The sequence below is a fragment of the Streptomyces pratensis genome (assembly GCF_016804005.1).
GTDB classification, from domain to species: domain Bacteria; phylum Actinomycetota; class Actinomycetes; order Streptomycetales; family Streptomycetaceae; genus Streptomyces; species Streptomyces pratensis_A.
In genome coordinates, this window is sequence record NZ_CP051486.1 from 1,456,200 (window position 1) to 1,482,085 (window position 25,886).

General features: G+C 69.5%; 25 protein-coding genes. 21 read left to right on the plus strand and 4 right to left on the minus strand.

Features of this window, described 5'->3' with window-relative positions:
* Window positions 1-182: 182 nt before the first annotated feature.
* The 21 genes from thrB to HED23_RS06665 all read left to right on the plus strand — a co-directional run bounded on the left by thrB (window position 183) and on the right by HED23_RS06665 (window position 20,940).
* On the plus strand, window positions 183-1,100 hold the full coding sequence (thrB, locus tag HED23_RS06565; protein ID WP_203182470.1) for a homoserine kinase: 918 nt from the start codon (window positions 183-185) through the stop codon (window positions 1,098-1,100).
* 386 nt (window positions 1,101-1,486) lie between these two features.
* Window positions 1,487-3,556 carry a transcription termination factor Rho gene (rho, locus tag HED23_RS06570; RefSeq protein ID WP_203182471.1) on the plus strand — a complete coding sequence of 690 codons (2,070 nt, stop codon included), beginning with the start codon at window positions 1,487-1,489 and terminating at the stop codon, window positions 3,554-3,556.
* Between the two features lie 326 nt (window positions 3,557-3,882).
* Complete coding sequence (locus HED23_RS06575; protein ID WP_238441861.1) at window positions 3,883-4,275, plus strand: FG-GAP repeat domain-containing protein; 393 nt, start codon at window positions 3,883-3,885, stop codon at window positions 4,273-4,275.
* A gap of 183 nt (window positions 4,276-4,458) precedes the next feature.
* Window positions 4,459-5,562, plus strand: coding sequence for an LCP family protein (locus HED23_RS06580; RefSeq protein WP_203182472.1), 1,104 nt, complete (start codon window positions 4,459-4,461; stop codon window positions 5,560-5,562).
* Window positions 5,563-5,739: 177 nt separating this feature from the next.
* Window positions 5,740-5,964: a 50S ribosomal protein L31 gene (gene rpmE / locus HED23_RS06585; RefSeq protein ID WP_099174467.1), complete on the plus strand. Its 225-nt coding sequence runs from the start codon at window positions 5,740-5,742 to the stop codon at window positions 5,962-5,964.
* A gap of 157 nt (window positions 5,965-6,121) precedes the next feature.
* Window positions 6,122-7,198 (plus strand): peptide chain release factor 1, encoded by a 1,077-nt coding sequence (gene prfA / locus HED23_RS06590; protein WP_203182473.1) that lies wholly within the window; start codon window positions 6,122-6,124, stop codon window positions 7,196-7,198.
* Between the two features lie 44 nt (window positions 7,199-7,242).
* Entirely contained in the window at window positions 7,243-8,088 is an 846-nt protein-coding gene (gene prmC, locus HED23_RS06595; RefSeq protein WP_203182474.1) for a peptide chain release factor N(5)-glutamine methyltransferase, read from the plus strand.
* A gap of 67 nt (window positions 8,089-8,155) precedes the next feature.
* Window positions 8,156-8,803, plus strand: a complete 648-nt coding sequence (locus tag HED23_RS06600) for an L-threonylcarbamoyladenylate synthase (RefSeq protein ID WP_203182475.1) — start codon at window positions 8,156-8,158, stop codon at window positions 8,801-8,803.
* Window positions 8,800-9,441 (plus strand): protein-tyrosine-phosphatase, encoded by a 642-nt coding sequence (locus HED23_RS06605; protein ID WP_203182476.1) that lies wholly within the window; start codon window positions 8,800-8,802, stop codon window positions 9,439-9,441. Before HED23_RS06600 ends, HED23_RS06605 begins: the two co-directional genes overlap by 4 nt.
* A 140-nt stretch (window positions 9,442-9,581) precedes the next feature.
* Window positions 9,582-10,871: a serine hydroxymethyltransferase gene (glyA, locus tag HED23_RS06610; protein WP_203182477.1), complete on the plus strand. Its 1,290-nt coding sequence runs from the start codon at window positions 9,582-9,584 to the stop codon at window positions 10,869-10,871.
* Between the two features lie 96 nt (window positions 10,872-10,967).
* On the plus strand, window positions 10,968-12,329 hold the full coding sequence (locus tag HED23_RS06615) for an MraY family glycosyltransferase (protein ID WP_238441862.1): 1,362 nt from the start codon (window positions 10,968-10,970) through the stop codon (window positions 12,327-12,329).
* 262 nt (window positions 12,330-12,591) lie between these two features.
* Complete coding sequence (locus tag HED23_RS06620) at window positions 12,592-13,029, plus strand: hypothetical protein (protein ID WP_203182479.1); 438 nt, start codon at window positions 12,592-12,594, stop codon at window positions 13,027-13,029.
* A 222-nt stretch (window positions 13,030-13,251) separates the two neighbouring features.
* Entirely contained in the window at window positions 13,252-14,067 is an 816-nt protein-coding gene (atpB, locus tag HED23_RS06625; RefSeq protein ID WP_203182480.1) for a F0F1 ATP synthase subunit A, read from the plus strand.
* 75 nt (window positions 14,068-14,142) lie between these two features.
* Window positions 14,143-14,388: an ATP synthase F0 subunit C gene (gene atpE / locus HED23_RS06630; protein WP_014048348.1), complete on the plus strand. Its 246-nt coding sequence runs from the start codon at window positions 14,143-14,145 to the stop codon at window positions 14,386-14,388.
* A 42-nt stretch (window positions 14,389-14,430) separates the two neighbouring features.
* Window positions 14,431-14,973 carry a F0F1 ATP synthase subunit B gene (locus tag HED23_RS06635; RefSeq protein WP_203182481.1) on the plus strand — a complete coding sequence of 181 codons (543 nt, stop codon included), beginning with the start codon at window positions 14,431-14,433 and terminating at the stop codon, window positions 14,971-14,973.
* Window positions 14,970-15,785 (plus strand): F0F1 ATP synthase subunit delta, encoded by an 816-nt coding sequence (locus tag HED23_RS06640; RefSeq protein WP_203182482.1) that lies wholly within the window; start codon window positions 14,970-14,972, stop codon window positions 15,783-15,785. Before HED23_RS06635 ends, HED23_RS06640 begins: the two co-directional genes overlap by 4 nt.
* Before the next feature lie 147 nt (window positions 15,786-15,932).
* On the plus strand, window positions 15,933-17,504 hold the full coding sequence (gene atpA / locus HED23_RS06645) for a F0F1 ATP synthase subunit alpha (RefSeq protein ID WP_073745255.1): 1,572 nt from the start codon (window positions 15,933-15,935) through the stop codon (window positions 17,502-17,504).
* A 3-nt stretch (window positions 17,505-17,507) separates the two neighbouring features.
* Window positions 17,508-18,425, plus strand: coding sequence for a F0F1 ATP synthase subunit gamma (locus HED23_RS06650; RefSeq protein WP_203182483.1), 918 nt, complete (start codon window positions 17,508-17,510; stop codon window positions 18,423-18,425).
* Window positions 18,425-19,867 (plus strand): F0F1 ATP synthase subunit beta, encoded by a 1,443-nt coding sequence (gene atpD, locus HED23_RS06655; protein WP_203182484.1) that lies wholly within the window; start codon window positions 18,425-18,427, stop codon window positions 19,865-19,867. The genes HED23_RS06650 and atpD overlap by 1 nt, the downstream gene beginning before the upstream one ends.
* Window positions 19,868-19,976: 109 nt before the next feature.
* Complete coding sequence (locus HED23_RS06660; RefSeq protein ID WP_014154046.1) at window positions 19,977-20,351, plus strand: F0F1 ATP synthase subunit epsilon; 375 nt, start codon at window positions 19,977-19,979, stop codon at window positions 20,349-20,351.
* A gap of 142 nt (window positions 20,352-20,493) precedes the next feature.
* Entirely contained in the window at window positions 20,494-20,940 is a 447-nt protein-coding gene (locus HED23_RS06665) for a DUF2550 domain-containing protein (RefSeq protein ID WP_014154045.1), read from the plus strand.
* A 151-nt stretch (window positions 20,941-21,091) separates the two neighbouring features.
* Here HED23_RS06665 and HED23_RS06670 read toward each other — a convergent pair whose 3' ends face one another.
* The 4 genes from HED23_RS06670 to HED23_RS06685 all read right to left on the minus strand — a co-directional run bounded on the left by HED23_RS06670 (window position 21,092) and on the right by HED23_RS06685 (window position 25,827).
* Window positions 21,092-21,700 (minus strand): TetR/AcrR family transcriptional regulator, encoded by a 609-nt coding sequence (locus HED23_RS06670; RefSeq protein ID WP_203182485.1) that lies wholly within the window; start codon window positions 21,698-21,700, stop codon window positions 21,092-21,094.
* Between the two features lie 227 nt (window positions 21,701-21,927).
* On the minus strand, window positions 21,928-23,814 hold the full coding sequence (locus HED23_RS06675; RefSeq protein WP_203182486.1) for a glycoside hydrolase family 18 chitinase: 1,887 nt from the start codon (window positions 23,812-23,814) through the stop codon (window positions 21,928-21,930).
* 169 nt (window positions 23,815-23,983) lie between these two features.
* A complete protein-coding gene (locus tag HED23_RS06680; RefSeq protein ID WP_203182487.1) occupies window positions 23,984-24,634 on the minus strand; it encodes a response regulator in 651 nt (216 codons plus the stop codon).
* Entirely contained in the window at window positions 24,631-25,827 is a 1,197-nt protein-coding gene (locus HED23_RS06685) for a sensor histidine kinase (RefSeq protein WP_203182488.1), read from the minus strand. The genes HED23_RS06680 and HED23_RS06685 overlap by 4 nt, the downstream gene beginning before the upstream one ends.
* Between the last annotated feature and the right edge of the window lie 59 nt (window positions 25,828-25,886).

The window sequence follows — 25,886 nt, forward strand, 5'->3', positions numbered from 1 at the left end:
GCCCTGTGTCGCCACAGAACCTTCCTTCGATAAGCTGTCGTCGACCCGCCCCGCCGCATCCGCCGCGGTGCAGCAGCCGTTGTGACTGCCGGGCCCCCGTCCCCCCGCACTACGGCACCCCACGCTCGCCGAAGTACCCTGCACCACATCCCCGCCGCCGTACAGGAAGAGTCGTCCAACCGATGGCCGGTCCCGCGTTCCGAGCCGCCGCCGTCCGGGTGCGCGTCCCCGCAACCAGCGCCAATCTGGGCCCGGGTTTCGACGCCCTCGGCCTGTCGCTGGGGCTCTACGACGACGTCGTCGTCCGGGTCGCCGACTCCGGGCTGCACATCGACATCGCGGGTGAGGGCGCCGAGACGCTGCCCCGCGACGAGAACCACCTGCTCGTACGCTCCCTGCGCACGGCGTTCGACCTGCTCGGGGGACAGCCCCGAGGCCTGGAGATCGTCTGCGCCAACCGCATCCCGCACGGCCGTGGCCTCGGTTCCTCGTCCGCCGCCATCTGCGCCGGGATCGTCGCCGCCCGCGCCGTGACGACGGGCGGCGAGGCCCGTCTCGACGACGCCGCGCTGCTGGAGCTGGCGACCGAGATCGAGGGGCACCCCGACAACGTCGCCGCCTGTCTCCTCGGCGGATTCACCCTCGCGTGGATGGACGGCGGTGCCGCCCGGGCGATCCGGATGGATCCCGCGGACTCCGTCGTCCCGGTGGTCTTCGTCCCGTCCACCCCGGTGCTCACCGAGACCGCCCGCGGTCTGCTGCCGCGCACCGTCCCCCATGTGGACGCCGCGGCCAACGCCGGCCGCGCGGCACTGCTCGTCGAGGCCCTCACCCGGCGACCCGAGCTGCTCCTCGCCGCCACGGAGGACCGGATCCACCAGGAATACCGGGGTCCCGCGATGCCGCAGAGCGTGGAGCTGGTGAACAGGCTGCGCGCCGACGGTGTCCCCGCTGTGATCTCCGGCGCGGGGCCCACCGTGCTCGCGCTGGCGGAGGAGGGTTCGGCCGACAAGGTCGCCCTGCTGGCGGGTGAGGGCTGGGCCGCGAACCGGCTGGCTCTCGACGCCACCGGGGCGAGCGTGTTGCCGCTCGCCGCGTAGTCGCACGTGATTGCCGGTGCATGAGAGGGGGAATGTTTGTTGGAGCCGGTAGTGTTAACCTCAAGTCAGCAATCGACGTCTTCGTGGCGCGTTGCTTCGTGTCCCCTTCCGGGACCACCACTCTTCCGGGAGCCTCCCCGACTGCCTGAGCATCCTGCCTGAGCTTTCGAGCACGCTCCGGAACCGGCACGACACCCTCTTGCTCGTCCAGGAGTGGGCCGCAGGGGGATCTCGCGCCGGAACCCCGCACATTCGTCTCTCCGCCGTACCCGGCGGACCACCGCCCCGGCAAGGTCCGCGATCGACACGATCAACAGACCGCAGTCGGACAGCACAACCGGTCGCCGAGCCAGAAGGCCGACGTCCGCTCCAGGGAAGGACCCTTCGTGAGCGACACCACCGATCTGATGGGCGTGACTGCCGACAAGAGCGTCGACAGCTCCGCGTCCGCCGAAGGTGCTGCCACTGGCACCACCGCACGGCGCCGCCGCTCCGGCACCGGCCTCGAGGGCATGGTCCTGGCCGAGCTGCAGCAGGTCGCGTCCGGCCTCGGCATCAGGGGAACTGCGCGGATGCGCAAGAGCCAGCTGATCGAGGTCATCAAGGAGGCGCAGGCCGGAGGATCCTCCGCGCCCGCCCCCAAGGCCGCCGCATCAGCCGCTACGGACTCCGGGAGCAAGCCGAAGCGGCGTGCCACGTCCAAGTCCCGCACCGGTGACGAGACCGCTGCCGCACCGGCCGCCGACAAGGCTGCCGCCCAGCAGCAGATCGACATCCCCGGGCAGCCGGCCAGTGACGACCAGCCCACGGGCGAGCGCCGTCGGCGCCGGGCGACCGCTCAGGCGGGCAGCCCCGACACCAAGGCCGAGCCGAAGGCCGACACCAAGGCGGAGGCCGAGCCGAAGGCCGAGGCCCGCCAGGACCGCGCCGACGAGCGTGGCGAGGCCAAGGCCGACGCGAAGGCCGAGTCCGCCGCGGACACCGCCGAAGGCCGCCGGGGCGACCGCCAGGACGGCCGTCGTGGCGACCGCCAGGACCGTGACCGCGGTGACCGCGGTGACCGCCGCGACCGCCAGCGCGACCGTCGCGGCAAGGGCGACGACCAGGGCCAGCAGGGCGGCGGACGCCGTCAGGGCCAGCAGGGCGGCGGCGGACAGGGCCAGAGCCAGGGCCAGGGCCAGCAGGGCGGCGGCCAGCAGGACGACGGCTACGACGACGAGGGCGGCCGGCGCGGCCGTCGGGGCCGCTACCGCGACCGCCGTGGCCGTCGCGGCCGCGACGACTTCGCGACCGACGTCCAGGTGGCCGACGACGACGTCCTGATCCCCGTCGCGGGCATCCTCGACATCCTCGACAACTACGCGTTCATCCGGACCTCCGGCTACCTGCCGGGCCCGAACGACGTGTACGTCTCGCTCGCCCAGGTCCGTAAGAACGGCCTGCGCAAGGGTGACCACGTCACGGGTGCGGTGCGCCAGCCCAAGGACGGCGAGCGCCGCGAGAAGTTCAACGCGCTGGTCCGTCTCGACTCCGTCAACGGCATGGCGCCGGAGTCCGGCCGCGGCCGGCCCGAGTTCCAGAAGCTGACCCCGCTCTACCCGCAGGACAGGCTCCGCCTGGAGACCGACTCCAACGTCCTGACCACCCGGATCATCGACCTGGTCGCACCGATCGGCAAGGGCCAGCGAGGCCTGATCGTGGCCCCGCCGAAGACCGGTAAGACCATGATCCTTCAGGCCATCGCCAACGCGATCACGGTCAACAGCCCCGAGTGCCACCTGATGGTCGTCCTGGTCGACGAGCGTCCGGAAGAGGTCACCGACATGCAGCGGTCGGTGAAGGGCGAGGTCATCTCCTCGACCTTCGACCGTCCCGCCGAGGACCACACCACGGTCGCCGAGCTCGCCATCGAGCGTGCGAAGCGCCTCGTGGAGCTGGGGCACGACGTGGTGGTCCTGCTGGACTCCATCACCCGTCTGGGCCGTGCCTACAACCTGGCGGCACCGGCCTCCGGCCGCATCCTGTCCGGTGGTGTCGACTCGACCGCGCTCTACCCGCCGAAGCGCTTCTTCGGTGCCGCGCGCAACATCGAGGACGGCGGTTCGCTGACCATCCTGGCCACCGCGCTCGTCGAGACCGGCTCGCGCATGGACGAGGTGATCTTCGAGGAGTTCAAGGGCACCGGCAACATGGAGCTCAAGCTCGACCGGAAGCTCTCGGACAAGCGGATCTTCCCGGCGGTGGACGTGGACGCGTCCAGCACCCGTAAGGAAGAGATTCTTCTCGGTACCGACGAATTGGCCGTCACCTGGAAGCTGCGCCGGGTTCTTCACGCACTCGACCAGCAGCAGGCCATCGAACTGCTGCTGGACCGCATGAAGAAGACGCAGTCGAATGCGGAGTTCCTGCTTCAGATCCAGAAGACGACTCCCGGCAGCGGCAACGGGAACGACTGACCTCGCTCCTCGCACATAGCCGGACAGATGCCCCGTCACGAAGTGACGGGGCATCTGTTGTGCGCCTACCTATGGTGAGTTGTGTCGCCCCCTGAGCATCAAGGGCCGGTCATGGTGGGGGTATCCGCCGCAGCGCCGGTCACCAGGGGGGCCTCGTACCGCGCTGCCCGCGCATCGTCGCACCTCACCGCGATGCACATCTCACTCACGTGCAGGGCTGTCTGCCCCGCCGTACACAAGCAGGGAGATTTCGAGTGCAGTTACGCACTCGAGGTGGTCGGCACAGAGGTTCGTGCTGAGCGTGATGCTGCCGACCCGTGGCGTAGGTGGCCGGAAAGGGCGACGGAGGCTTCCAGGCCCCGATCCTGATCGGCGGAGGCTGGGGGCAGTACAACATGGTCCGCGGGCACGGTGACTTCACCAACGACGGCAAGGCCGACGTGCTGGCGCGCGGTTCCGACGGATCCACCTACCTGTACAAGGGCACCAGCAACGCCGCGGCGCCCTTCGAGGCCAGGGTGAAGGTTGCCACCTTCAGCGGCCTGGACACGCTCGCCACCATCGGCGACGTGAACAGCGACGGCCACGCCGATCTGCTGGGCAGGGACACCGCCGGGAAGCTCTGGCTGTACCCCGGCAACGGCAAGTCCTCGGGTGCGATCTTCGCCACACGGGTCGCGTTCGGCTCCGGCTGGAACAGCTACAACCTGTTCGGCTGAAATGCCAGGTGAGCGCCGGGATACCGGCCCGCTCACCCGCTCCATCTGTGGCCCCCGTCCCCGGACGGGGGCCACAGCCCGTTGTGCGAGGCTGCTGGCTGCTCCGGCGTGCCACCGCGTGATGCCGGACCACGCCCGTGCACCACGGCAGGGGGTAGCAGCGAGAAGCGGAAGAGGGAGCGCATGAGCGAGCAGAGCAGGGGCACGGGCCGAATACGCGGCACCGGCGCCCGCCGGAGGAAACCTTCCCGTGCCCGCCGGGTGAAGAGGGCCGCCCTGTGGGGCGCCGCCGCCCTGGTGGCCGTCGGGGGCTCCGGGCTCGGATACGCCTACTTCACGCTCAACGGCAACCTGAAGGGCGTCGACATCGACGCCGCACTGGGAGCCGGACGCCCGGACGACGTGGACGACGGATCGCAGGACATCCTGGTGCTCGGATCGGACTCCCGCTCGGGCGCCAACTCCGGGTACGGCGCCGACGAGGGCTCCGCGCGGGCGGACACCGCGATGGTCGTCCACGTCAACGAGGGCCACACCTCCGCGAGCGTGGTCTCGGTCCCGCGCGACACCCTCGTCGACCGCCCCTCCTGCAAGAGCGACACGACGGGTGAGGAGGTCGGCGCGGAGCACGGGACGATGTTCAACTCGGCGTACCAGGTCGGCGGGCCCGCCTGTGCGGTGAAGACCGTCGAGTCGATGTCCGGCATCCGCATGGACCACTACGTCGAGGTCGACTTCACCGGCTTCACCGAGCTGATCGACGAGCTCGGCGGCGTGAAGATCACCACCTCGCGGGCGATCGACGACCCCGACAGCCACCTCGCGCTGAAGCCCGGCACCCACACCCTGAGCGGTGAGCAGTCGCTCGGCCTCGTCCGCACGCGCCACAGCGTCGGCGACGGCAGCGACCTGGGCCGGATCCAGCTCCAGCAGGCCTTCGTGAAGGCGCTGATGGACCAGGCGAAGAGCGTCGGGGTGTTCTCCGACCCGAAGACCCTCTTCGGCCTCGCCGACACCGCCACCAAGGCCGTCACCACCGACTCGCAGCTGGCCTCCGTCAAGAAGCTCACCGGTTTCGCGAACGGGCTCAAGGGCCTCGGTTCGAAGAACGTCGACATGGTCACCCTGCCCGTGGAGTACGACCCCGAGGACCCGAACCGCGTGCTGCCCCAGAAGAAGGCCGGACAGCAGGTGTGGGCCGCGCTCAGGCAGGACGAGCCGATCCCGGCGTCCGCCACCGCGAAGTCGGCCGGAGACAAGGGCGGGGCCGGCGAAGTCGTACGGTAACGGCACCTTCCGTCACCGAACGATCGCGGACCGTTCCCCGATCGCAAGGGAATACACATGACCGGCTTCTCGTTTTGGGAGATACGGCCGGTCCTGGCAGACTGGTACGTCGGTCCCGGTTCACGGACGCGCAATCCGCGCGAACGACCCGGAACCCTCCCGAATCTAGGAGACACCTTGAAGCGCGACATTCACCCCGAGTACGTCGAGACGCAGGTCAGCTGCACCTGCGGTGCGTCGTTCACCACCCGGAGCACCCTCGAGGGCGGCGCGATCCGTGCCGACGTCTGCTCCGAGTGCCACCCGTTCTACACGGGCAAGCAGAAGATCCTCGACACCGGCGGCCGTGTGGCCCGCTTCGAGGCCCGCTTCGGCAAGGCTGCCGGCTCCGCCAGCAAGTAGCGAGCCACTGCGCCGGTTCCCGACGCCCTCCAGCGGGGCGCCGGGACCGGCGTTTTTTTCCGGCTGTGCGGCCGGGTGCGCCTTCCGCGGCGCGGCAGCGGCAGCACACCGTCCAGCAGGCCCGCAGACGTATGACGCAGAAACCAGGAGCCCGAAGATGTTCGAGGCGGTCGAGGAACTGATCGGCGAGCAGGCCGATCTCGAGAAGAAGCTCGCCGACCCGTCGGTCCACGCCGACCAGGCGAACGCGCGCAAGCTCAACAAGCGCTACGCCGAGCTGGCCCCGATCGTCTCCACCTACCGGTCCTGGAAGCAGACCGGCGACGACATCGGGACCGCCCGCGAATTCGCCGCCGACGACCCGGACTTCGCCGCCGAGGTCAAGGTCCTGGAGAAGCAGCGCGAAGAGATCACCGAGAAGCTCCGCCTCCTCCTGGTCCCGCGCGACCCCAGTGACGACAAGGACGTGCTCCTGGAGATCAAGGCGGGCGCGGGCGGCGACGAGTCCGCACTGTTCGCCGGCGATCTTCTCCGCATGTATCTCCGCTACGCCGAGCGCATCGGCTGGAAGACGGAGATCATCGACTCCACCGAGTCGGAGCTCGGCGGCTACAAGGACGTCCAGGTCGCGGTGAAGACCAAGGGCGGCAACGGCGCCACCGAGCCCGGTCAGGGCGTCTGGGCGCGGATGAAGTACGAGGGCGGCGTGCACCGCGTGCAGCGCGTGCCCTCCACCGAGTCGCAGGGCCGCATCCACACCTCGGCCGCCGGTGTGCTCGTCACACCCGAGGCGGAGGAGGTCGACGTGGAGATCCACGCCAACGACCTCCGCATCGACGTCTACCGCTCCTCGGGCCCCGGCGGTCAGTCCGTCAACACCACGGACTCCGCCGTCCGCATCACGCACCTGCCCACCGGTGTCGTCGCCTCCTGCCAGAACGAGAAGAGCCAGCTCCAGAACAAGGAGCAGGCCATGCGCATCCTGCGGTCCCGGCTGCTCGCCGCCGCCCAGGAAGCCGCCGAGCAGGAAGCCTCCGACGTACGCCGCAGCCAGGTGCGCACCGTGGACCGCTCCGAGAAGATCCGGACGTACAACTTCCCGGAAAACCGGATCTCGGACCACCGCGTCGGCTTCAAGGCGTACAACTTGGACCAGGTGCTCGACGGTGACCTCGACGCCGTCATCCAGGCCTGCGTGGACGCCGACTCCGCCGCCAAGCTCGCCGCCGCATAGGCACCGCCGCCCGCCCCGCTCGTGAACCCGTACGGAGAACCGCGATGAACCTGCTGCTCGCCGAGGTGGCCCAGGCCACCCAGCGGCTGGCCGACGCCGGTGTCCCCTCACCGCGCTTCGACGCCGAGGAACTCGCCGCGTTCGTGCACGGCGTCAAGCGGGGCGAGCTGCACCACGTGCAGGACGCCGACTTCGACGCCCGCTACTGGGAGACGATCGCCCGCCGCGAGGCCCGCGAGCCGCTCCAGCACATCACCGGCCGCGCCTTCTTCCGCTATCTGGAACTCCAGGTCGGCCCCGGCGTCTTCGTGCCGCGCCCGGAGACCGAGTCGGTCGTCGGCTGGGCGATAGACGCCGTCCGGGCGATGGACGTCGTCGAGCCGCTGATCGTCGATCTCTGCACCGGATCGGGCGCGATCGCCCTTGCCATGGCGCAGGAGGTGCCGCGTTCGCGCGTGCACGCCGTGGAGCTGTCCGAGGACGCCCTGAGATGGACGCGGAAGAACGCCGAGGGGTCCAGGGTCACCGTCCACCGCGGCGACGCCCTGAGCGCCCTTCCCGAGCTCGACGGCCAGGTCGACCTGGTGATCTCCAACCCGCCCTACATCCCGCTCACCGAGTGGGAGTACGTGGCGCCGGAGGCCCGCGACCACGACCCGCAGATGGCGCTCTTCTCCGGCGAGGACGGCCTCGACACCATCCGTGGCATCGAACGCACCGCGCACCGTCTGCTCCGCCCCGGCGGGCTCGTCGTCATCGAGCACGCCGACACGCAGGGCGGCCAGGTGCCGTGGATCTTCACCGAGGAGCGGGGCTGGGCCGACGCCGCCGACCACCCCGACCTGAACAACCGGCCCCGGTTCGCGACGGCCCGCAAGGCCATGCCGTGACCACCGGGACACCGGTACCGCACGATCCCCACCCGACAGACCCGTACACGTCCGAGGAGGCCGGCTGATGGCACGGCGATACGACTGCAACGACGCGACCGACCGTACGACCGGCCTGCGTGAGGCCGCGTCCGCCGTCCGCCGCGGCGAACTGGTCGTGCTGCCCACCGACACCGTGTACGGGATCGGTGCGGACGCCTTCAGCTCGGAGGGCGTCGCCGACCTGCTCGACGCCAAGGGCCGCGGCCGCAACATGCCGACCCCCGTCCTGATCGGCTCCCCGAACACCCTGCACGGCCTCGTCACCGACTTCTCCGAGCAGGCATGGGAGCTCGTCGACGCGTTCTGGCCCGGCGCGCTCACGCTCGTGGCCAAGCACCAGCCGTCGCTCCAGTGGGACCTCGGTGACACCCGTGGCACCGTCGCCGTCCGGATGCCCCTGCACCCGGTCGCCATCGAGCTCCTCACGGAGGTCGGCCCGATGGCCGTCTCCAGCGCCAACCTCACCGGACACCCCTCGCCCGAGGACTGCGACGCCGCGCAGGAGATGCTCGGTGACAGCGTCTCCGTCTACCTCGACGGCGGCCCGACCCCCGGGATCGTCCCGTCCTCGATCGTCGACGTCACCGGCAAGATCCCGGTGCTGCTGCGGGCAGGCGCGCTCACGGTCGAGGAACTCCGCAAGGTGGTACCCGACCTCGAGGTGGCCAATTGACCGCCCTTGAGGGGCGTGGCATAGCGGGGCAGCACGACACCTTCCGCATCCTCCACGTCAGCACCGGCAACGTCTGCCGCTCGCCCATCACCGAGCGGCTGACCCGCCATGCCCTCGTGGACCGCCTCGGAGACCCGCTCAGCGGCGGCCTCATCGTGGAGAGCGCGGGCACCTGGGGGCACGAGGGCGCGCCCATGGAGGCCAACGCCGAGGTCGTCCTCGCCGACTTCGGCGCCGACGCCACCGGGTTCGTCGGCCGCGAGCTCCTCGACGAGCACGTGATCCGTGCCGACCTGGTGCTCACCGCCACCCGTGACCACCGCGCCCAGGTGATCTCCATGGGTCACTCGGCCGGCCTGCGGACCTTCACGCTCAAGGAGTTCACCCGTCTGGTGCGGGCCATAGACCCCGCCACCCTGCCCGACGCCCGGGAGGAAGGTGTCGTCGAGCGCGCCCGTGCGCTGGTGCGCGCGGCGGCGGCCCTGCGCGGCTGGCTGCTGGCGCCCACCGCCGAGGCGGACGAGGTCTTCGACCCGTACGGCGCCCCGATCACTTTCTTCCGTTCGATCGGTGACGAGATCAGCCAGGCGCTCGATCCCGTCATGACGGCGCTGACCGGGGTACGCGCCCCGCACTGAGCCGCTGACGGCCGGTGCGCCCGCACAGGGGTGCGCCGACCGGCGTAGAGGGGCGCCCGGCAGCGGGCGGGCCGCGCGGGGCGGGCCTACATTGAATCTGTCGCGTAACCGCACCCCTCCTCCAGGCCCGGAGCCGTCAGATGCCGGTCACCACTCCAGCCGCACGCGCGGCCGCGCCAGCGCCTTCCCCGTCCGGCACCGCCATGCCGCAGGACTTCGGCGCCCTGGTCCGCCAGGACCCGGAGATCGGCGGCATCCTGCTGGCCGAGGCCGGGAGACAGTCGAGCACCCTTCAGCTCATCGCCGCCGAGAACTTCACCTCGCCCGCGGTCCTCGCCGCCCTCGGCTCCCCCCTCGCCAACAAGTACGCCGAGGGCTACCCCGGAGCCCGCCACCACGGCGGCTGTGAACAGGCCGACGCCGCGGAGCGCGTCGCCGTCCGGCGGGCCATGTCGCTGTTCGGCGCCGAGCACGCCAACGTCCAGCCGCACTCCGGGTCGTCGGCCGTCCTCGCGGCCTACGCCGCCCTGCTGCGCCCGGGCGACACGGTGCTGGCGATGGGGCTCCCGTACGGGGGGCACCTCACCCACGGGGCTCCTGGGAACTTCTCCGGACGCTGGTTCGAGTTCGCCGGCTACGGCGTGGACCCCGACAGCGGGCTCATCGACTACACGCAGGTGCGTGCCCTGGCCAGGGCACGGCGGCCGAAGGCGATCGTCTGCGGGTCCATCTCGTACCCCCGGCATCCGGACTACGAGCAGTTCCGGGACATCGCCGACGAGGTGGGCGCCTATCTGATCGCGGACGCCGCCCACCCGATGGGGCTGATCGCCGGGGGAGCGGCGCCCAGTCCGGTGCCGTACGCGGACGTGGTGTGCGCGACGACACACAAGGTGCTGCGCGGACCACGCGGCGGCATGATCCTGTGCGGCGTCGAGCTCTCGGAGCGGATCGACCGCGCCGTGTTCCCCTTCACCCAGGGCGGGGCGCAGATGCACACCGTCGCGGCGAAGGCCGTGGCCTTCGGAGAGGCCGCCACGCCGGCCTACGCGGTCTACGCCCACCGGGTGGTCGCCCATGCCCGCGTCCTCGCCGCCGCGCTGGAGGACGAGGGCTTCGAGATCACCACCGGTGGCACGGACACCCACATCGTCGTCGCGGATCCCGGCCCGCTGGGCGTCGACGGCCGCACCGCCCGCGAGCGGCTCGCGGCGGCCGGGATGGTCCTGGACACGTGCGCCCTGCCGTACGGGGACGCGCGGGGGATCAGGCTGGGCACCGCGGCCGTCACCACCCAGGGCATGGACGAGGACGACATGGCGCGCGTCGCCGCCCTGTTCGGCGCCGCCGTGCGGGAGGAGGGCGACGCCGGCATGCTGCGGGCCGAGGTACGCGCGCTGGCGGAGCGCAATCCGCCGTATCCGGGGTAGGCGAGCCCTGTGCAACCATCACCCGTGGCTCGGTGTCCTTGCTCATGAGACTAGGGTGTGGGGCTGAGATGGCCGGCGAATTCTGTGGGGCAGCCCGTGCGTGATTACCTGCTGACGCTCTGTGTCACGGCAGCGGTTACCTATCTGCTGACCGGACCGGTGCGGAAGTTCGCCATCGCGATCGGGGCGATGCCCGCGATCCGTGCGCGTGATGTACACCGGGAACCGACACCTCGGCTCGGTGGCATCGCCATGTTCGGCGGGCTGTGCGCGGGACTGATCGTCGCGGACCACCTGTTCAACCTGAACGGCGTCTTCGAACTCTCCAACGAACCCAGGGCACTGCTCTCCGGTGCCGCGCTGATCTGGCTGATCGGCGTCCTGGACGACAAGTTCGAGATCGACGCGCTGATCAAGCTCGGCGGACAGATGATCGCCGCCGCCGTCATGGTCATCCAGGGCCTGACGATCCTGTGGCTGCCCATTCCCGGTGTGGGCACCGTCGCGCTCACGCAGTGGCAGGGCACGCTGCTCACGGTCGCGCTGGTCGTGATCACCATCAACGCGGTCAACTTCGTCGACGGCCTGGACGGCCTTGCGGCCGGAATGGTCTGTATCGCGTCAGCGGCGTTCTTCCTCTACACCTACCGGCTCTGGTACGGGTACGGGATCGAGGCGGCCGCACCCGCGACGCTCTTCGCCGCGATCCTGATGGGCATGTGCCTCGGCTTCCTGCCGCACAACATGCACCCGGCGCGGATCTTCATGGGTGACTCGGGGTCGATGCTGATCGGTCTGGTGCTGGCCGCCGGCGCGATCTCCGTGACCGGGCAGGTCGACCCGGACGCGATGAAGCTCTTCGAGGGCAGCGAGCGGCAGGCGACCCACGCGATGCTGCCGGTCTTCATCCCGCTGCTGCTGCCGCTCACGATCATCGCCATCCCGGCGGCGGACCTGGTGCTGGCGATCGTCCGCCGCACCTGGAACGGCCAGTCGCCCTTCGCGGCGGACCGCGGGCACCTGCACCACCGGCTGCTGGAGATCGGTCACTCGCACAGCAGGTCCGTGCTGATCATGTACTTCTGGTCCGCGCTGATCGCGTTCGGCGCCGTCGGCTACTCGGTGCACTCCGCGTCGCTCTGGATCGTGCTGGTGATCGTGGGACTCAGCGCCGTGGGCCTCGTCCTGCTGCTCATGCCGCGCTTCACGCCCCGCGCGCCGCGCTGGGCCGAATCCTTCGTGCCTCCCCGCTACCGGCGGCGGGTGGTCAACGGGGGGACCGCGGACGCCGAGGAGGCAACCCCGCGGGGGCAACACGCGCCCGAGGGCCCACAGATGACCTCCCCGACGCCGGAACGCGCCCCTGTGTCCGTCGGCGTCTCCGGCGTCAACGGAGCGACCGCGATCGGCCCCCGTTCGCGGTTCACGGATCGGGACCGGGCGGACTCGTCTCGTTAGCCATGAAGGCGCAGAAGACCCATTAGCAGACAATGCGCCGTGATGTTCTGCACACACGCGCGGGTTAACTCTCATGTGTGACAGCTGGCACACTTTCTGAGTAAAGACCTCATCAAATAGTTTGTGATAGCGTTCACGAACCCGGTGACAGAGCCGAAGGACCTGAGTAGGACGGTCCATCGGCCCGAAGCATCGACTCGGACCGGGCCTACGCTCGTCCCTGACGACCACTGACCACCCCCTGCAACGCGGAGTTACCGCCATGCCGTCCAACGACGCCCGGACTCTCCTTCACACCGCCGTGCCCACTGCTGCCGTCGGTGTCGTCACCGTCGCCGTCAGCGCTGCGCTCGCCGGCGGCAAGGGAGCGATCGGCGCAGCGGCCGGGACGCTGGTGGTGATCCTCTTCATGGGGATCGGGCTCGGCGTCCTGCAGCGCACGGCGAAGTCCCTGCCGCATCTGTTCCAGGCAATGGGGCTGGTGCTGTACACGACCGAACTGCTTCTGCTCTTCGTCTTCGTCGCCGCGTTCAAGGACACGACGCTGTTCAACCCCCGGGCCTTCGCCGCCGCGGTGATGGTCGCCACCCTCACCTGGGTCGCGGCGCAGATCCGCGTGCACATGACGACCAAGATTCTTTACGTCGAGCCGGACTCTTCCGCGGGTAAGACGCCCGAGAACACGGGGTCTTCGACGTGAGGGGTAGGGCCGGGATAAGCGCGCGTTCGAGACCCTGCTATCGTCCGGTGCCAACTGCGGCACTGCGGGCGCGGGCATCAAATTCGGCGCCTGCTTCATCGCGAGGCGTAATGCCTGAGCCGCCCCCCATCCGTAACACCAGTCCAGTGCCGACCAGCGGCTGCTTGCCGCGCCGACACAACGAGGTTGCCGTACCTATGCGCCACGCTGAAGGAGCCCGCGGTGAGTGCTGACCCGACGACGGTGCTCGCCTTCGAGACCGACTGCCACATCTTCGACGGATGCGGCTTCCCGGCTCCTGGCCTGCACTCCTTTGTTTTCGAGCCGATGTTCACCCTCGGCGGCATCGAGATCAACAAGCCGATGCTGCTGGCGGTCCTGAGCACCGTTGTCGTCGTCGGCTTCTTCTGGGCGGCTTTCAACAAGCCGAAGCTGGTGCCCGGAAAGCTCCAGATGGTCGCCGAGGCGGGTTACGACTTCATCCGCACCGGTGTTGTGTACGAGACGCTCGGCAAGCGCGAGGGCAAGAAGTACGTGCCCCTCATGGTCTCGCTGTTCTTCTTCATCTGGATCATGAACCTCTGGGCGATCATTCCCTTCGCCCAGTTCCCGGTGGTCTCGGTCATCGGATTCCCGGTGGCGCTGGCCGCGATCGTGTACGTGCTCTGGGTCAGCGTGACCTTCAAGCGGCACGGCTTCGTCGGCGGCTGGAAGAACATCTCCGGCTACGACCCGTCGATCGGCCCGGCCCTCCCGTTCGTCATGGTCATCGAGATCATGTCGAACCTGCTGATCCGGCCCTTCACCCACGCCGTGCGACTGTTCGCCAACATGTTCGCCGGTCACGTGCTGCTGCTGATCTTCACGATCGCCAGCTGGTACCTGCTGAACGGCATCGGCATCGCCTACGCCGGTGTCTCGTTCGTGATGGTCATCCTCATGACCGCCTTCGAACTGTTCATCCAGGCGCTGCAGGCCTACGTGTTCGTCCTTCTGGCCTGCAACTACCTTCAGGGCGCTCTCGCCGAGCACCACTGACGCAGCCCAGCTCCACCCCCGATAGTCGTCCGGTGGCCAACCCCCACCGGTTCTGAAAGAGAAGGAAGAAACGGCATGTCCGCTCTTGAGACCCTCGCCGCCGTCAACATCACGGGCAACCTCGGTTCCATCGGCTACGGCCTCGCCGCGATCGGCCCCGGCGTCGGCGTCGGCATCATCTTCGGTAACGGCACCCAGGCTCTGGCCCGTCAGCCCGAGGCTGCCGGCCTGATCCGTTCGAACCAGATCCTCGGCTTCGTGCTCTGTGAGGCGCTCGCCCTGATCGGTCTCGTCATGCCCTTCGTCTACCCGGTCGACTAAGTCGCGGCATTCCGACTGCCCGATGCGACGAAAGGCATTGATGTGAACGCCCTACAGCTGGCGGCCGAGGATATCCAGAACCCGCTGCTTCCGGCGATCCCCGAGATCGTCATCGGCCTCATCGCCTTCGCCATCGTCTTCGGCTTCCTCGCCAAGAAGCTCCTCCCGAACATCAACAAGGTTCTGGAAGAGCGCCGCGAGGCCATCGAAGGCGGTATCGAGAAGGCCGATGCGGCCCAGACCGAGGCCCAGAGCGTTCTTGAGCAGTACAAGGCTCAGCTCGCCGAGGCCCGCCACGAGGCCGCCCGCCTGCGCCAGGAGGCACAGGAGCAGGGTGCCGTCATCATCCAGGAGATGAGGGCGGAAGGTCAGCGGCAGCGCGAGGAGATCATCGCGGCCGGCCACGCCCAGATCGAGGCCGACCGCAAGGCCGCGGCGTCCGCGCTGCGTCAGGACGTGGGCACCCTCGCCACCGCCCTGGCCGGCAAGCTGGTCGGTGAGTCCCTCGAGGACCACGCCCGGCAGAGCGGCACCGTCGACCGGTTCCTCGACGAGCTCGAGGCGAAGGCCGAGGCCGTCCGATGAATGGAGCGAGCCGCGAGGCGCTGGCCGCCGCACGCGAGCGTCTCGACGCACTGACCGACTCCACGTCGGTCGACGCGGCGAAGCTCGCCGAGGAGCTGGCAGCCGTCACCGCGCTGCTCCACCGCGAGGTATCGCTGCGCCGGGTCCTCACCGACCCGTCGCAGGCCGGCGAGGCCAAGGCCGAGCTGGCCGGACGACTGCTGAGCGGTCAGGTGGGCGGCGAAGCCGTGGACCTGGTCTCCGGCATGGTCCGTTCCCGCTGGTCGCAGTCGCGTGACCTGGTGGACTCGGTCGAGGAACTGGCGAGCACCGCGGATCTCACCGCGGCACAGCGCGCCGGTGCGCTCGACGACGTCGAGGACGAGCTGTTCCGGTTCAGCCGGATCGTCGGCTCCGACGTCGCGCTGCGCTCGGCCCTGACCGACCGGAAGGCCACGACCGCCGCCAAGGGTGAGCTGCTCCGCAGCCTGCTGGGCGGCAGGACGCAGCCCGTCACCGAGCGCGTGGTCACTCGCCTCGTGACGCAGCCCCGGGGACGTAGCCTGGAGGCGGGACTCGAGTCCCTGTCCAGGCTCGCCGCGGAGCGCCGGGACCGCATGGTCGCCGTCGTCACCTCGGCGGTGCCGCTGTCCGATCGCCAGAAGCAGCGCCTCGGCGCCGCCCTGGCGAAGATCTACGGCCGGCAGATGCACCTGAACCTGGACGTGGACCCCGAGGTCCTCGGTGGGATCTCGGTGCGCGTCGGTGACGAGGTCATCAACGGCACGATCGCGGAGCGCCTCGAAGAGGTCACCCGCAGGATGGCCGGCTGACAGCGCGCAGCGCCCACACCGCACCAACTGAACGAGCAAGAATTGCGGCCCGGTTGGGCCGTGCAGAAATTGCAGAAGATTCCTGGGGGTCGCCCCCAGACCCCTTTGAGAAACTTCGGGCCCAACAAGGAGAGCAGGGAACCCCAGATGGCGGAGCTTACGATCCGGCCGGAGGAGATCCGGGACGCACTGGATAACTTTGTCCAGTCGTACCAGCCGGACGCGGCCTCGCGCGAGGAGGTCGGGACGGTCAGCGTTGCCGGCGACGGCATCGCGAAGGTGGAGGGCCTGCCCTCCGCCATGGCGAACGAGCTGCTGAAGTTCGAGGACGGCACCCTCGGTCTCGCCCTCAACCTCGAGGAGCGCGAGATCGGTGCGATCGTCCTCGGCGAGTTCAGCGGAATCGAGGAGGGCCAGCCGGTGCAGCGCACCGGTGAGGTGCTCTCCGTCGGCGTCGGCGAGGGCTACCTCGGCCGTGTCGTCGACCCGCTCGGCAACCCGATCGACGGTCTCGGCGAGATCGCGACCGAAGGCCGTCGCGCCCTCGAGCTGCAGGCCCCCGGCGTCATGGTCCGCAAGTCGGTCCACGAGCCGATGCAGACCGGCTACAAGGCCGTCGACGCCATGGTGCCGATCGGCCGTGGCCAGCGTCAGCTGATCATCGGCGACCGTCAGACGGGTAAGACCGCTCTGGCCGTCGACACGATCATCAACCAGCGCGACAACTGGCGCTCGGGCGACGTGAACAAGCAGGTGCGCTGCATCTACGTCGCCATCGGTCAGAAGGGCTCCACGATCGCCTCCGTGCGCGGTGCCCTCGAAGAGGCCGGCGCGCTCGAGTACACGACCATCGTCGCCGCCCCGGCGTCCGACCCGGCCGGCTTCAAGTACCTGGCGCCGTACACCGGCTCGGCCATCGGCCAGCACTGGATGTACGACGGCAAGCACGTCCTCATCATCTTCGACGACCTCTCGAAGCAGGCCGACGCCTACCGCGCCGTGTCGCTTCTGCTGCGCCGTCCGCCGGGCCGTGAGGCCTACCCGGGCGACGTCTTCTACCTGCACTCGCGTCTGCTGGAGCGCTGCGCCAAGCTCTCCGACGACATGGGCGCCGGTTCGATGACGGGCCTCCCGATCGTCGAGACCAAGGCGAACGACGTGTCGGCGTTCATCCCGACCAACGTCATCTCCATCACCGACGGCCAGTGCTTCCTGGAGTCCGACCTGTTCAACGCGGGTCAGCGTCCGGCGCTCAACGTCGGTATCTCGGTCTCCCGAGTCGGTGGCTCCGCCCAGCACAAGGCCATGAAGCAGGTCTCCGGCCGTCTGCGCGTGGACCTCGCCCAGTTCCGTGAGCTGGAGGCCTTCGCCGCCTTCGGTTCCGACCTGGACGCGGCCTCCAAGGCGTCGCTGGAGCGCGGTAAGCGCATGGTCGAGCTGCTGAAGCAGCCGCAGTACGCCCCGTTCCCGATGGAGGAGCAGGTCGTCTCCGTCTGGGCCGGCACCACGGGCAAGATGGACGACGTCCCGGTCGAGGACATCCGCCGCTTCGAGAGCGAGCTGCTCGAGTTCCTGCGCCGCGAGCGCAAGGACCTCCTGACCAGCATCGCCGAGGGCGGCAAGATGTCCGACGACACGCTGCAGTCGATCGCCGACGCGATCGCCGCCTTCAAGCAGCAGTTCGAGACCTCGGACGGCAAGCTCCTGGGCGAGGGCTGATCGATGGGCGCTCAGCTTCGCGTTTACAAGCGCCGCATCCAAGCCGTCACCGCGACCAAGAAGATCACCAAGGCGATGGAGATGATCGCCGCCTCGCGCATCGTCAAGGCGCAGCGCAAGGTGGCGGCGTCGATGCCGTACGCGACCGAGCTCACCCGTGCGGTGACCGCGGTCGCGACCGGCTCGAACACCAACCATCCGCTCACCACCGAGGCCGAGGCTCCGGCCCGGGCCGCGGTCCTGCTCCTCACGAGCGACCGCGGTCTGGCCGGCGGCTACTCCTCCAACGCCATCAAGGCGGCGGAGCGGCTCCGGGAGCGGCTGGCGGCCGAGGGCAAGGAGGTCGACACGTACATCGTCGGCCGCAAGGGCGTCGCGTACTACGGCTTCCGTGAGCGCAAGGTCTCGGAGTCGTGGACCGGCTTCACCGACAGCCCCGAGTACTCGGATGCCAAGAAGATCGCCGAGCCCCTCATCGAGTCCATCACCAAGGACACGGCCGAGGGCGGCGTCGACGAGCTGCACATCGTCTTCACGGAATTCGTGTCGATGATGACGCAGAACGCGGTCGACGGGCGGATGCTGCCGCTGTCGCTCGACCAGGTCGCGGAGGAGAGCACGGGGAAGGGCGAGATCCTTCCGCTGTTCGACTTCGAGCCGTCGGCGGAGGACGTCCTCGACGCCCTGCTGCCGCGCTACGTCGAGAGCCGTATCTACAACGCACTGCTGCAGGCCGCCGCTTCCGAGCACGCCGCCCGCCGCCGTGCGATGAAGTCGGCGACCGACAACGCCGGGGATCTGATCAAGAGCCTTTCCCGGCTTGCCAACGCGGCCCGCCAGGCCGAAATCACCCAGGAAATCAGCGAGATCGTCGGCGGTGCAGGTGCGCTGGCCGACGCGTCCGCGGGGAGTGACAAGTAATGACGACGACAGTTGAGACGGCCGCTGCCACGGGCCGCGTCGCCCGGGTCATCGGCCCGGTCGTCGACGTGGAGTTCCCCGTCGACGCGATGCCGGAGATCTACAACGCCCTGCACATCGAGGTCGACGACCCGGCCGAGGCCGGCGCTCGTAAGACGCTGACCCTGGAAGTCGCCCAGCACCTGGGTGACGGCATGGTCCGCGCGATCTCGATGCAGCCCACCGACGGTGTGGTCCGCCAGGCCCCGGTGACCGACACGGGTACGGGCATCACCGTCCCGGTCGGTGACATCACCAAGGGCAAGGTGTTCAACACCCTCGGTCAGATCCTGAACGAGCCGGAGGCCGAGGCGCAGATCACCGAGCGCTGGCCGATCCACCGCAAGGCCCCGGCCTTCGACCAGCTCGAGTCCAAGACCGAGATGTTCGAGACCGGCCTGAAGGTCGTCGACCTGCTGACCCCGTACGTCAAGGGCGGCAAGATCGGTCTGTTCGGTGGTGCGGGCGTCGGCAAGACGGTCCTCATCCAGGAAATGATCATGCGTGTGGCGAAGCTGCACGACGGTGTGTCGGTGTTCGCCGGTGTCGGTGAGCGCACCCGTGAGGGCAACGACCTCATCGACGAGATGACCGACTCGGGCGTCCTGGAGAAGACCGCGCTGGTCTTCGGCCAGATGGACGAGCCGCCGGGCACCCGTCTGCGGGTCGCGCTGTCCGCCCTGACCATGGCGGAGTACTTCCGCGATGTGCAGAAGCAGGACGTGCTGCTCTTCATCGACAACATCTTCCGCTTCACGCAGGCCGGTTCCGAGGTCTCCACGCTGCTCGGCCGCATGCCGTCCGCAGTGGGTTACCAGCCGACCCTGGCCGACGAGATGGGTGTGCTCCAGGAGCGCATCACCTCGACGCGTGGTCACTCGATCACCTCGATGCAGGCGATCTACGTCCCCGCGGACGACCTGACCGACCCGGCCCCGGCCACCACGTTCGCCCACCTCGACGCGACGACGGTTCTCTCCCGTCCGATCTCCGAGAAGGGCATCTACCCGGCCGTGGACCCGCTGGACTCCACGTCCCGCATCCTGGACCCGCGCTACATCGCGCAGGACCACTACGACACGGCCAGCCGTGTCAAGGGGATCCTGCAGAAGTACAAGGACCTCCAGGACATCATCGCGATCCTCGGTATCGACGAGCTGGGCGAGGAGGACAAGCTCGTCGTCCACCGTGCCCGTCGCGTCGAGCGCTTCCTGTCGCAGAACACCCACGCCGCCAAGCAGTTCACCGGCCTGGACGGTTCGGACGTTCCGCTCGACGAGTCGATCGCCGCGTTCAACGCGATCTGTGACGGGGAGTACGACCACTTCCCCGAGCAGGCGTTCTTCATGTGCGGTGGCATCGAGGACCTCAAGGCCAACGCCAAGGAGCTCGGCGTCTCCTGAGCCTCCGGCTCACCGAGGGGGGTGGGTGTGTCCCGCCCCCCTCATCACGCCCCGTAGAATTGACCCAACACCCGGCATGACCGCCGGGTGGTGACCCGAGGAGCCACCCTTGGCTGCTGAGCTGCATGTCGAGCTGGTCGCCGCGGACCGCAGTGTCTGGTCCGGCGAGGCCACCCTCGTTGTCGCGCGTACCACGTCCGGCGACATCGGCGTCATGCCCGGTCACCAGCCGCTTCTGGGTGTGCTGGAATCGGGCCCCGTGACGATCCGTACGAGCGACGGCGGGACCGTTGTCGCCGCTGTGCACGGCGGTTTCATCTCGTTCGCGGACAACAAGCTCTCGCTGCTGGCGGAGATCGCCGAGCTTGCTGACGAGATCGACGTCCAGCGCGCCGAGCGCGCGCTGGAGCGTGCGAAGTCGGACACGGATGCGGGCGCCGAGCGCCGCGCGGACGTGCGACTGCGTGCGGTGGCGGCGCACTGAGCGCCCCCACGAGGAGTTTTTGACTCAGCCGCGGCCCGAGCTGGAGAGATCCAGACCGTGTCGCGGCTGAGGCGATGCAGGTGCAGTCCGGTTCGGCTCGGAGCGGTATCCGTTACTCGACGATGCGAGGAGGTCGGTGGAGATGGTCCTCGCGTTGTGGGTGGGCGGCCTGGTAGTCGTACTGGTGGCGGTGGGTCTGTTCGTCTTCGGCCTCCGCCGGCGGCTGATCCAGCGCTCGGGCGGAACCTTCGACTGCAGCCTGCGCTGGGACGTGTCCGAGGAGCCCGATCCGTCCGGCAAGGGCTGGGTGTACGGGGTCGCACGCTACAGCGGTGACCGCGTCGACTGGTTCCGGGTCTTCTCCTATTCGCCCCGCCCCCGCCGTGGCCTTGAGCGTTCCGCGATCGAGGTGGTCGCGCGCCGGCTGCCCGAGGGCGAGGAGGAGCTGGCGCTCCTCTCCGATTCCGTCGTGCTCGGCTGTCTCCACCGTGGGACGCGCCTGGAGCTGGCGATGAGCGAGGACGCCCTGACCGGCTTCCTCGCCTGGCTGGAGGCAGCACCGCCCGGCCAGAGAGTCAATGTGGCTTGAGTAGAGGGCCCTCGCCGGGTGGGGGCCCCGGACGGAGTCTGGGGGAGAGTCGATATGGCTTGAACCGGGCTCACGCCTACAGCCGTTCGGCCCCCTTGCCGGCTCCGTCACGGAGCCGGCAAGGGGGCCGAACGCGTTCCCGCGGTTCTGGTCAGGTCCGGTCGGCGGCGGCACCGTGCAGGAAGAGGTCCACGACGTCCTGGGCGAGGCGTTCGACCGGCGGCCGCGCGTCGTCGTCCTGAGGGGCGGCGGTCTCCTCGGGCGCGGCCTGGACCGTGGCGGCGAGTTCCATGAAGGCGGTGGCGAGGAATCCCGGATCGGCCCGTCGCAGCTCGCCCGTGCCGACGGCCTGTGCCATGAGGTCGGTGACCGGCTGGATGAGTCCGCGCACGTAGGTGTGGGAGACCTGGGAGCGCCGGTCGTCGTCGAGGTGCCGTGTCGCGTAGTAGATCTGGTTGCTGAGCGCGGAGTTGTAGGTGCCCTGGGCGTACGAGGCGGCGAGGGCGAGAAGCTTGTCGCGCACGGTGCCCGGGGTCGCGAGCGCCCCGGTGAGGAGAGCCGAGGCCTCCTCGATGTAGTGGTCGGCGACCTCCATGAACAGCTCGGGCTTTCCGCCGGGGAAGTGGTGGTACAGGCTGGCCTTCTTCACGTCCACGGCCTTGGCGATGTCGTCGAGGGAGACGCCGAGGTAGCCGTGTTCGGCGAGGCGCCGGGCGAACTCCTCACGGGCGCGGATGCGGGTGTCCTGCTGACGGGGCATGGTGCTCGGACTCCTGTGCGGGTGCGGTGGATCTGGGCGGGGCGGGCCGGGACGGCGCCCTTGGCGGGGCGCCGGGCCCATGTCCTGTAAACCTACCTATCGATAGGTAGGTTTACAACCCCGGTCGACACGGCGGGCCGGACGGGAGCGGGCACGCGAAAACCGGGGAGACAGGGGGCGGACCTGTCTCCCCGGCGCTTTTCCGGGGTGGTGCTGACCGGCAGGTGCTAGTTGAGACCGTTGTCCATCGCGGTCACGAGCTCACCGTTCGCGGTGTCACCGCTGAACTCCCAGAAGAAGGCGCCGCCCAGTCCCTGGCTGTTCGCCCAGGCCATCTTGGACGTGATCGTCGCCGGGGTGTCGTAGCTCCACCAGTTGGTGCCGCAGTGCGCGTACGCCGTGCCGGCGATGGTGCCGGTGGCGGGGCAGGTGTTCTTGAGGACCTTGTAGTCCTCGTTGCCCGCCTCGTAGGTGCCCGGGGCCGCGCCGGTCGCTGTGCCACCGGGGGCGGACTGGGTGACACCGGTCCAGCCGCGGCCGTAGAAGCCGATGCCGAGGAGCAGCTTGGAGGCCGGGACGCCCTGGGCCTTCAGCTTGGCGATGGCGGCGGCGGAGTTGAAGCCCTCCTGCGGGATGCCGGAGTACGAGGTCAGCGGGGAGTGCGGGGCCGTCGGGCCCTTGGGTGCGAAGGCGCCGAAGAAGTCGTACGTCATCACGTTGTACCAGTCCATGGACTGGGCGGCGCCTGCGTAGTCGGCCGCGTCGATCTTGCCGCCCGCCGATCCGTCCGCGGTGATCGCGGCGGTGACCAGGTTGCCGGTGCCGAACTTCGTCCGCAGGGCGGAGGCGACGTTCTTCAGTGCTGCGGGGCCGCTGGTGTCACAGGTGAGACCGCAGGCGTTGGGGTACTCCCAGTCGATGTCGATGCCGTCGAAGACATCCGCCCAGCGGGGGTCCTCGACCAGGTCGTAGCAGGACTGGGCGAAGGCCGCCGGGTTCTGGGCCGCCTGCGGGAAGCCGCCGGACCAGGTCCAGCCGCCGAACGACCAGAGGACCTTGATGTGCGGGTACTTGGCCTTCAGCTTGCGCAGCTGGTTGAAGTTGCCGCGCAGCGGCTGGTCCCACGTGTCGGCGACGCCGTCGACCGACTGGTCCGCGGTGTACGCCTTGTCGTAGTCGGCGTAGGAGTCGCCGATGGTGCACTTGCCGTTCTGGACGTTGCCGAACGCGTAGTTGATGTGCGTGATCTTCGAGGCGGAGCCGGAGGTCACGAGGTTCTTGACGTGGTAGTTGCGTCCGTAGACGCCCCACTCGGTGAAGTAGCCCAGGTTGATCTTGTCACCGGTGCCGGGGTTGCCCGGGTCGGTGGTGCCTGTGGTGCGGACGGCGACCGAGGTGCTGACCGGGCCGGTCTGGTCGGCGGTGTCCCGGGCCTGCACGGTGTACGAGTAGTCGGTGCCCTTGGTCAGGCCGCTGTCGGTGTACGTCGTCGTGGTGACCGTCGCGACCTTGGCGCCGTCGCGCAGGACGTCGTAGTTCTTGATGCCCTTGTCGTCCGTGGCGGCGGTCCAGCTGAGCTTCGCCGAGGTGTCCGTCACGTTGCTCGCGGTGGGGGTGCCGGGCTTGGACGGGGCGGTGTCGCCGGGGACCGTGGGTCCGCCGTCACAGGAGCCGCCGTTCAGCTTGCAGCCGGTGGGGGAGCCGGAGCCGGTGCCGTTGAAGCCGAAGCTGATGCTGGCGCCCGGGGCGACCGAGCCGTTCCAGCCGAGGTTCTTCGCGGTCCAGTGGGTTCCGGAGCTGGTGACGGTGGCGTCCCAGGCGGAGCCGACCGCGGTGCCGGAGGGGAAGTCCCACTCGATCGTCCAGGAGGAGAGGGCGGTCGTTCCGGTGTTCTTGACCGTCCACTGGCCCTCGAAGCCGGTGCCCCAGTCGGACTTCTTGACGTAGGTGGCTGTCGCGGAGGTGGCGGCCTCGGCGGGGGAGGCCAGGCCGACCATCGCGGCGAGGGGAAGCAGCAGTGCGGTGAGGCCCGCGACGGTCCTGGACCTGGTGGCTGCACCCGCTCCGCGTCTCCATCTGAGTCGGGTGAGGCGTACAGGGTTGTCAGTGCTCAACGGTGCTCCTCGGGTGAGGTCCGGCAAACGGGGGATGATCCGTAACCTGCAAACCCTGCGTCGCCCTGAGCCCGCTTTGTCGTGGCGTACTCACCGCAGCGTGTCCGGTGAGATTAGGAAGGTCTGGACCAATCGTCAAGAGGTCCAGACCAAAGATGCGTGACGGAAATCAGAGCCCCAACTCCTGCGCGAGCACAGCGGCTTGGACCCTGCTGCGTAGTTCCAGCTTGCCGAGCAGCCTGCTGACGTGCGTCTTCACCGTTGCCTCCGCCATCGAGAGCCGCCCCGCGATCTCGGCGTTCGACAGCCCCTGCCCGAGACAGCCCAGTACCTCGCGTTCCCTGCGCGTCAGGGTGTCGAGGGCCTCGGGAGCGGGCCCGCCCGGTCTGCGCGCGGGGGAGGTCCCGGCGAACTCCTCGATCAGCCGGCGCGTGACCGCAGGGGCGATCATGCCCTCGCCGCGGGCCACCGTCCGTACGGCTTCGAGCAGGTCCGTGGCGTCGGTGTTCTTCAGCAGGAAGCCCGACGCACCCGCGCGCAGCGCGCCGAAGACGTACTCGTCCAGGTCGAAGGTCGTCAGCACCAGCACGTCCGCCAGCCGCTCACCCACGACCTGCCGCGTCGCCGACACCCCGTCGAGCCGGGGCATCTGTACGTCCATCAGCACCAGATCCGGACGGAGCTCACGCGCCAGGCGGACCGCGGCCTCGCCGTCGGCCGCCTCGCCCACGACCTCGATGTCCGGCGCACTGCGCAGGATCAGGACCAGCCCCGCCCGCACGGCCGACTGGTCCTCCGCGACCAGCACCCGGATGGTCATGCCCCGTACGTCCTCTCCTCGACGGGCAGTTCGGCCCGCACCCGCCAGGTCTTCACGCCGTCGCCCAGGGGCTCAGGCCCCGCCTCCATCGTCCCGCCCAGCAGCGCCACCCGCTCCCGCATCCCCACCAGACCGGCCCCCGAACCGGGCGCGCGCGGTCCGGGGCGGTCGCCGAACAGGCTGCTCACCTCCACCGTGAGCAGGGTGCGCGACCGGTCCAGCCGGACGATCACCGGGCCGGGCGCAGCATGCTTCAGCGCGTTCGTCAGCGACTCCTGGACGATGCGGTACGCCGCGAGCTCCACCGGCGCGGGGAGCGGCCCGGACTCCTCGCGGCCGTCCTCCAGGGTGACGACGAGCCCGCTCGACGCGGAGTTCGCGCCCGCCTGCTCCACGAGGGCGTCCAGGGAGGCGAGCGTCGGGGCCGCGCTCGGCGGCCCGTCCGCGCCGCTCTCCCGCAGCAGCCCGATCAGCCGCCGCATCTCGGCCAGCCCGTCGACACTGTTCTGCCGGATCACTCCGAGGGCGTCGCGGGAGGTGCCCGGATCATCGATGGAGAGCGCGGCGGTGGAGTGGATGGCGATGGCGGAGAGGTGGTTGGCGACCATGTCGTGCAGCTCGCGGGCCATCCGGGAACGCTCGGCGGTCACCGCCTGGGCCCGGTCGATCTCGGCCAGCAGCGCGGTCTGGTCGGCGCGCAGCCGTGCCGCCTCCGCGGCGTCCCGGTGGTTGCGCACACTGGCACCGGTGACGGCGGGGCCGAAGGCGACCATGCCGACGACGATCCCGATGAGCACGGCGTCCGCGGAAGGGGCCCAGGCGATGAAGCCGACCGTCGTGGCGACCGTGACGAGCAGTGTGATCACCGGGATGCGGCGGGAGGCCGCGGGGGAGCCGTACAGCACCGCCGCGTACACGAGGTCGGTGAACATGAGCAAGGTCGCCAGGCTGCCCACGGTGAACTGGTCCGCCACCAGCGCGAGCGTGCCGATCGCCAGCGCGGTCAGGGGTGCGCTGCGCCGGAGCAGTTCCAGGGCCGACACGGCCGCGAGAGGCAGCAGGGACACCCAGGGGGCGTCGAACAGCCGGCCGTTCTGGATGTGGATCCCGACCAGCCACAGGAAGACACCGCCGGACAGCCCGATGACCGCGAGGAGTACGTCGTCGCGGTGCGGGCGCGCAAGGGAGGACACACTCCCATCCAACACGGCGCGGGCGCGCGGCACGTCCGTACGCGGGGTGAGGCGCGGCT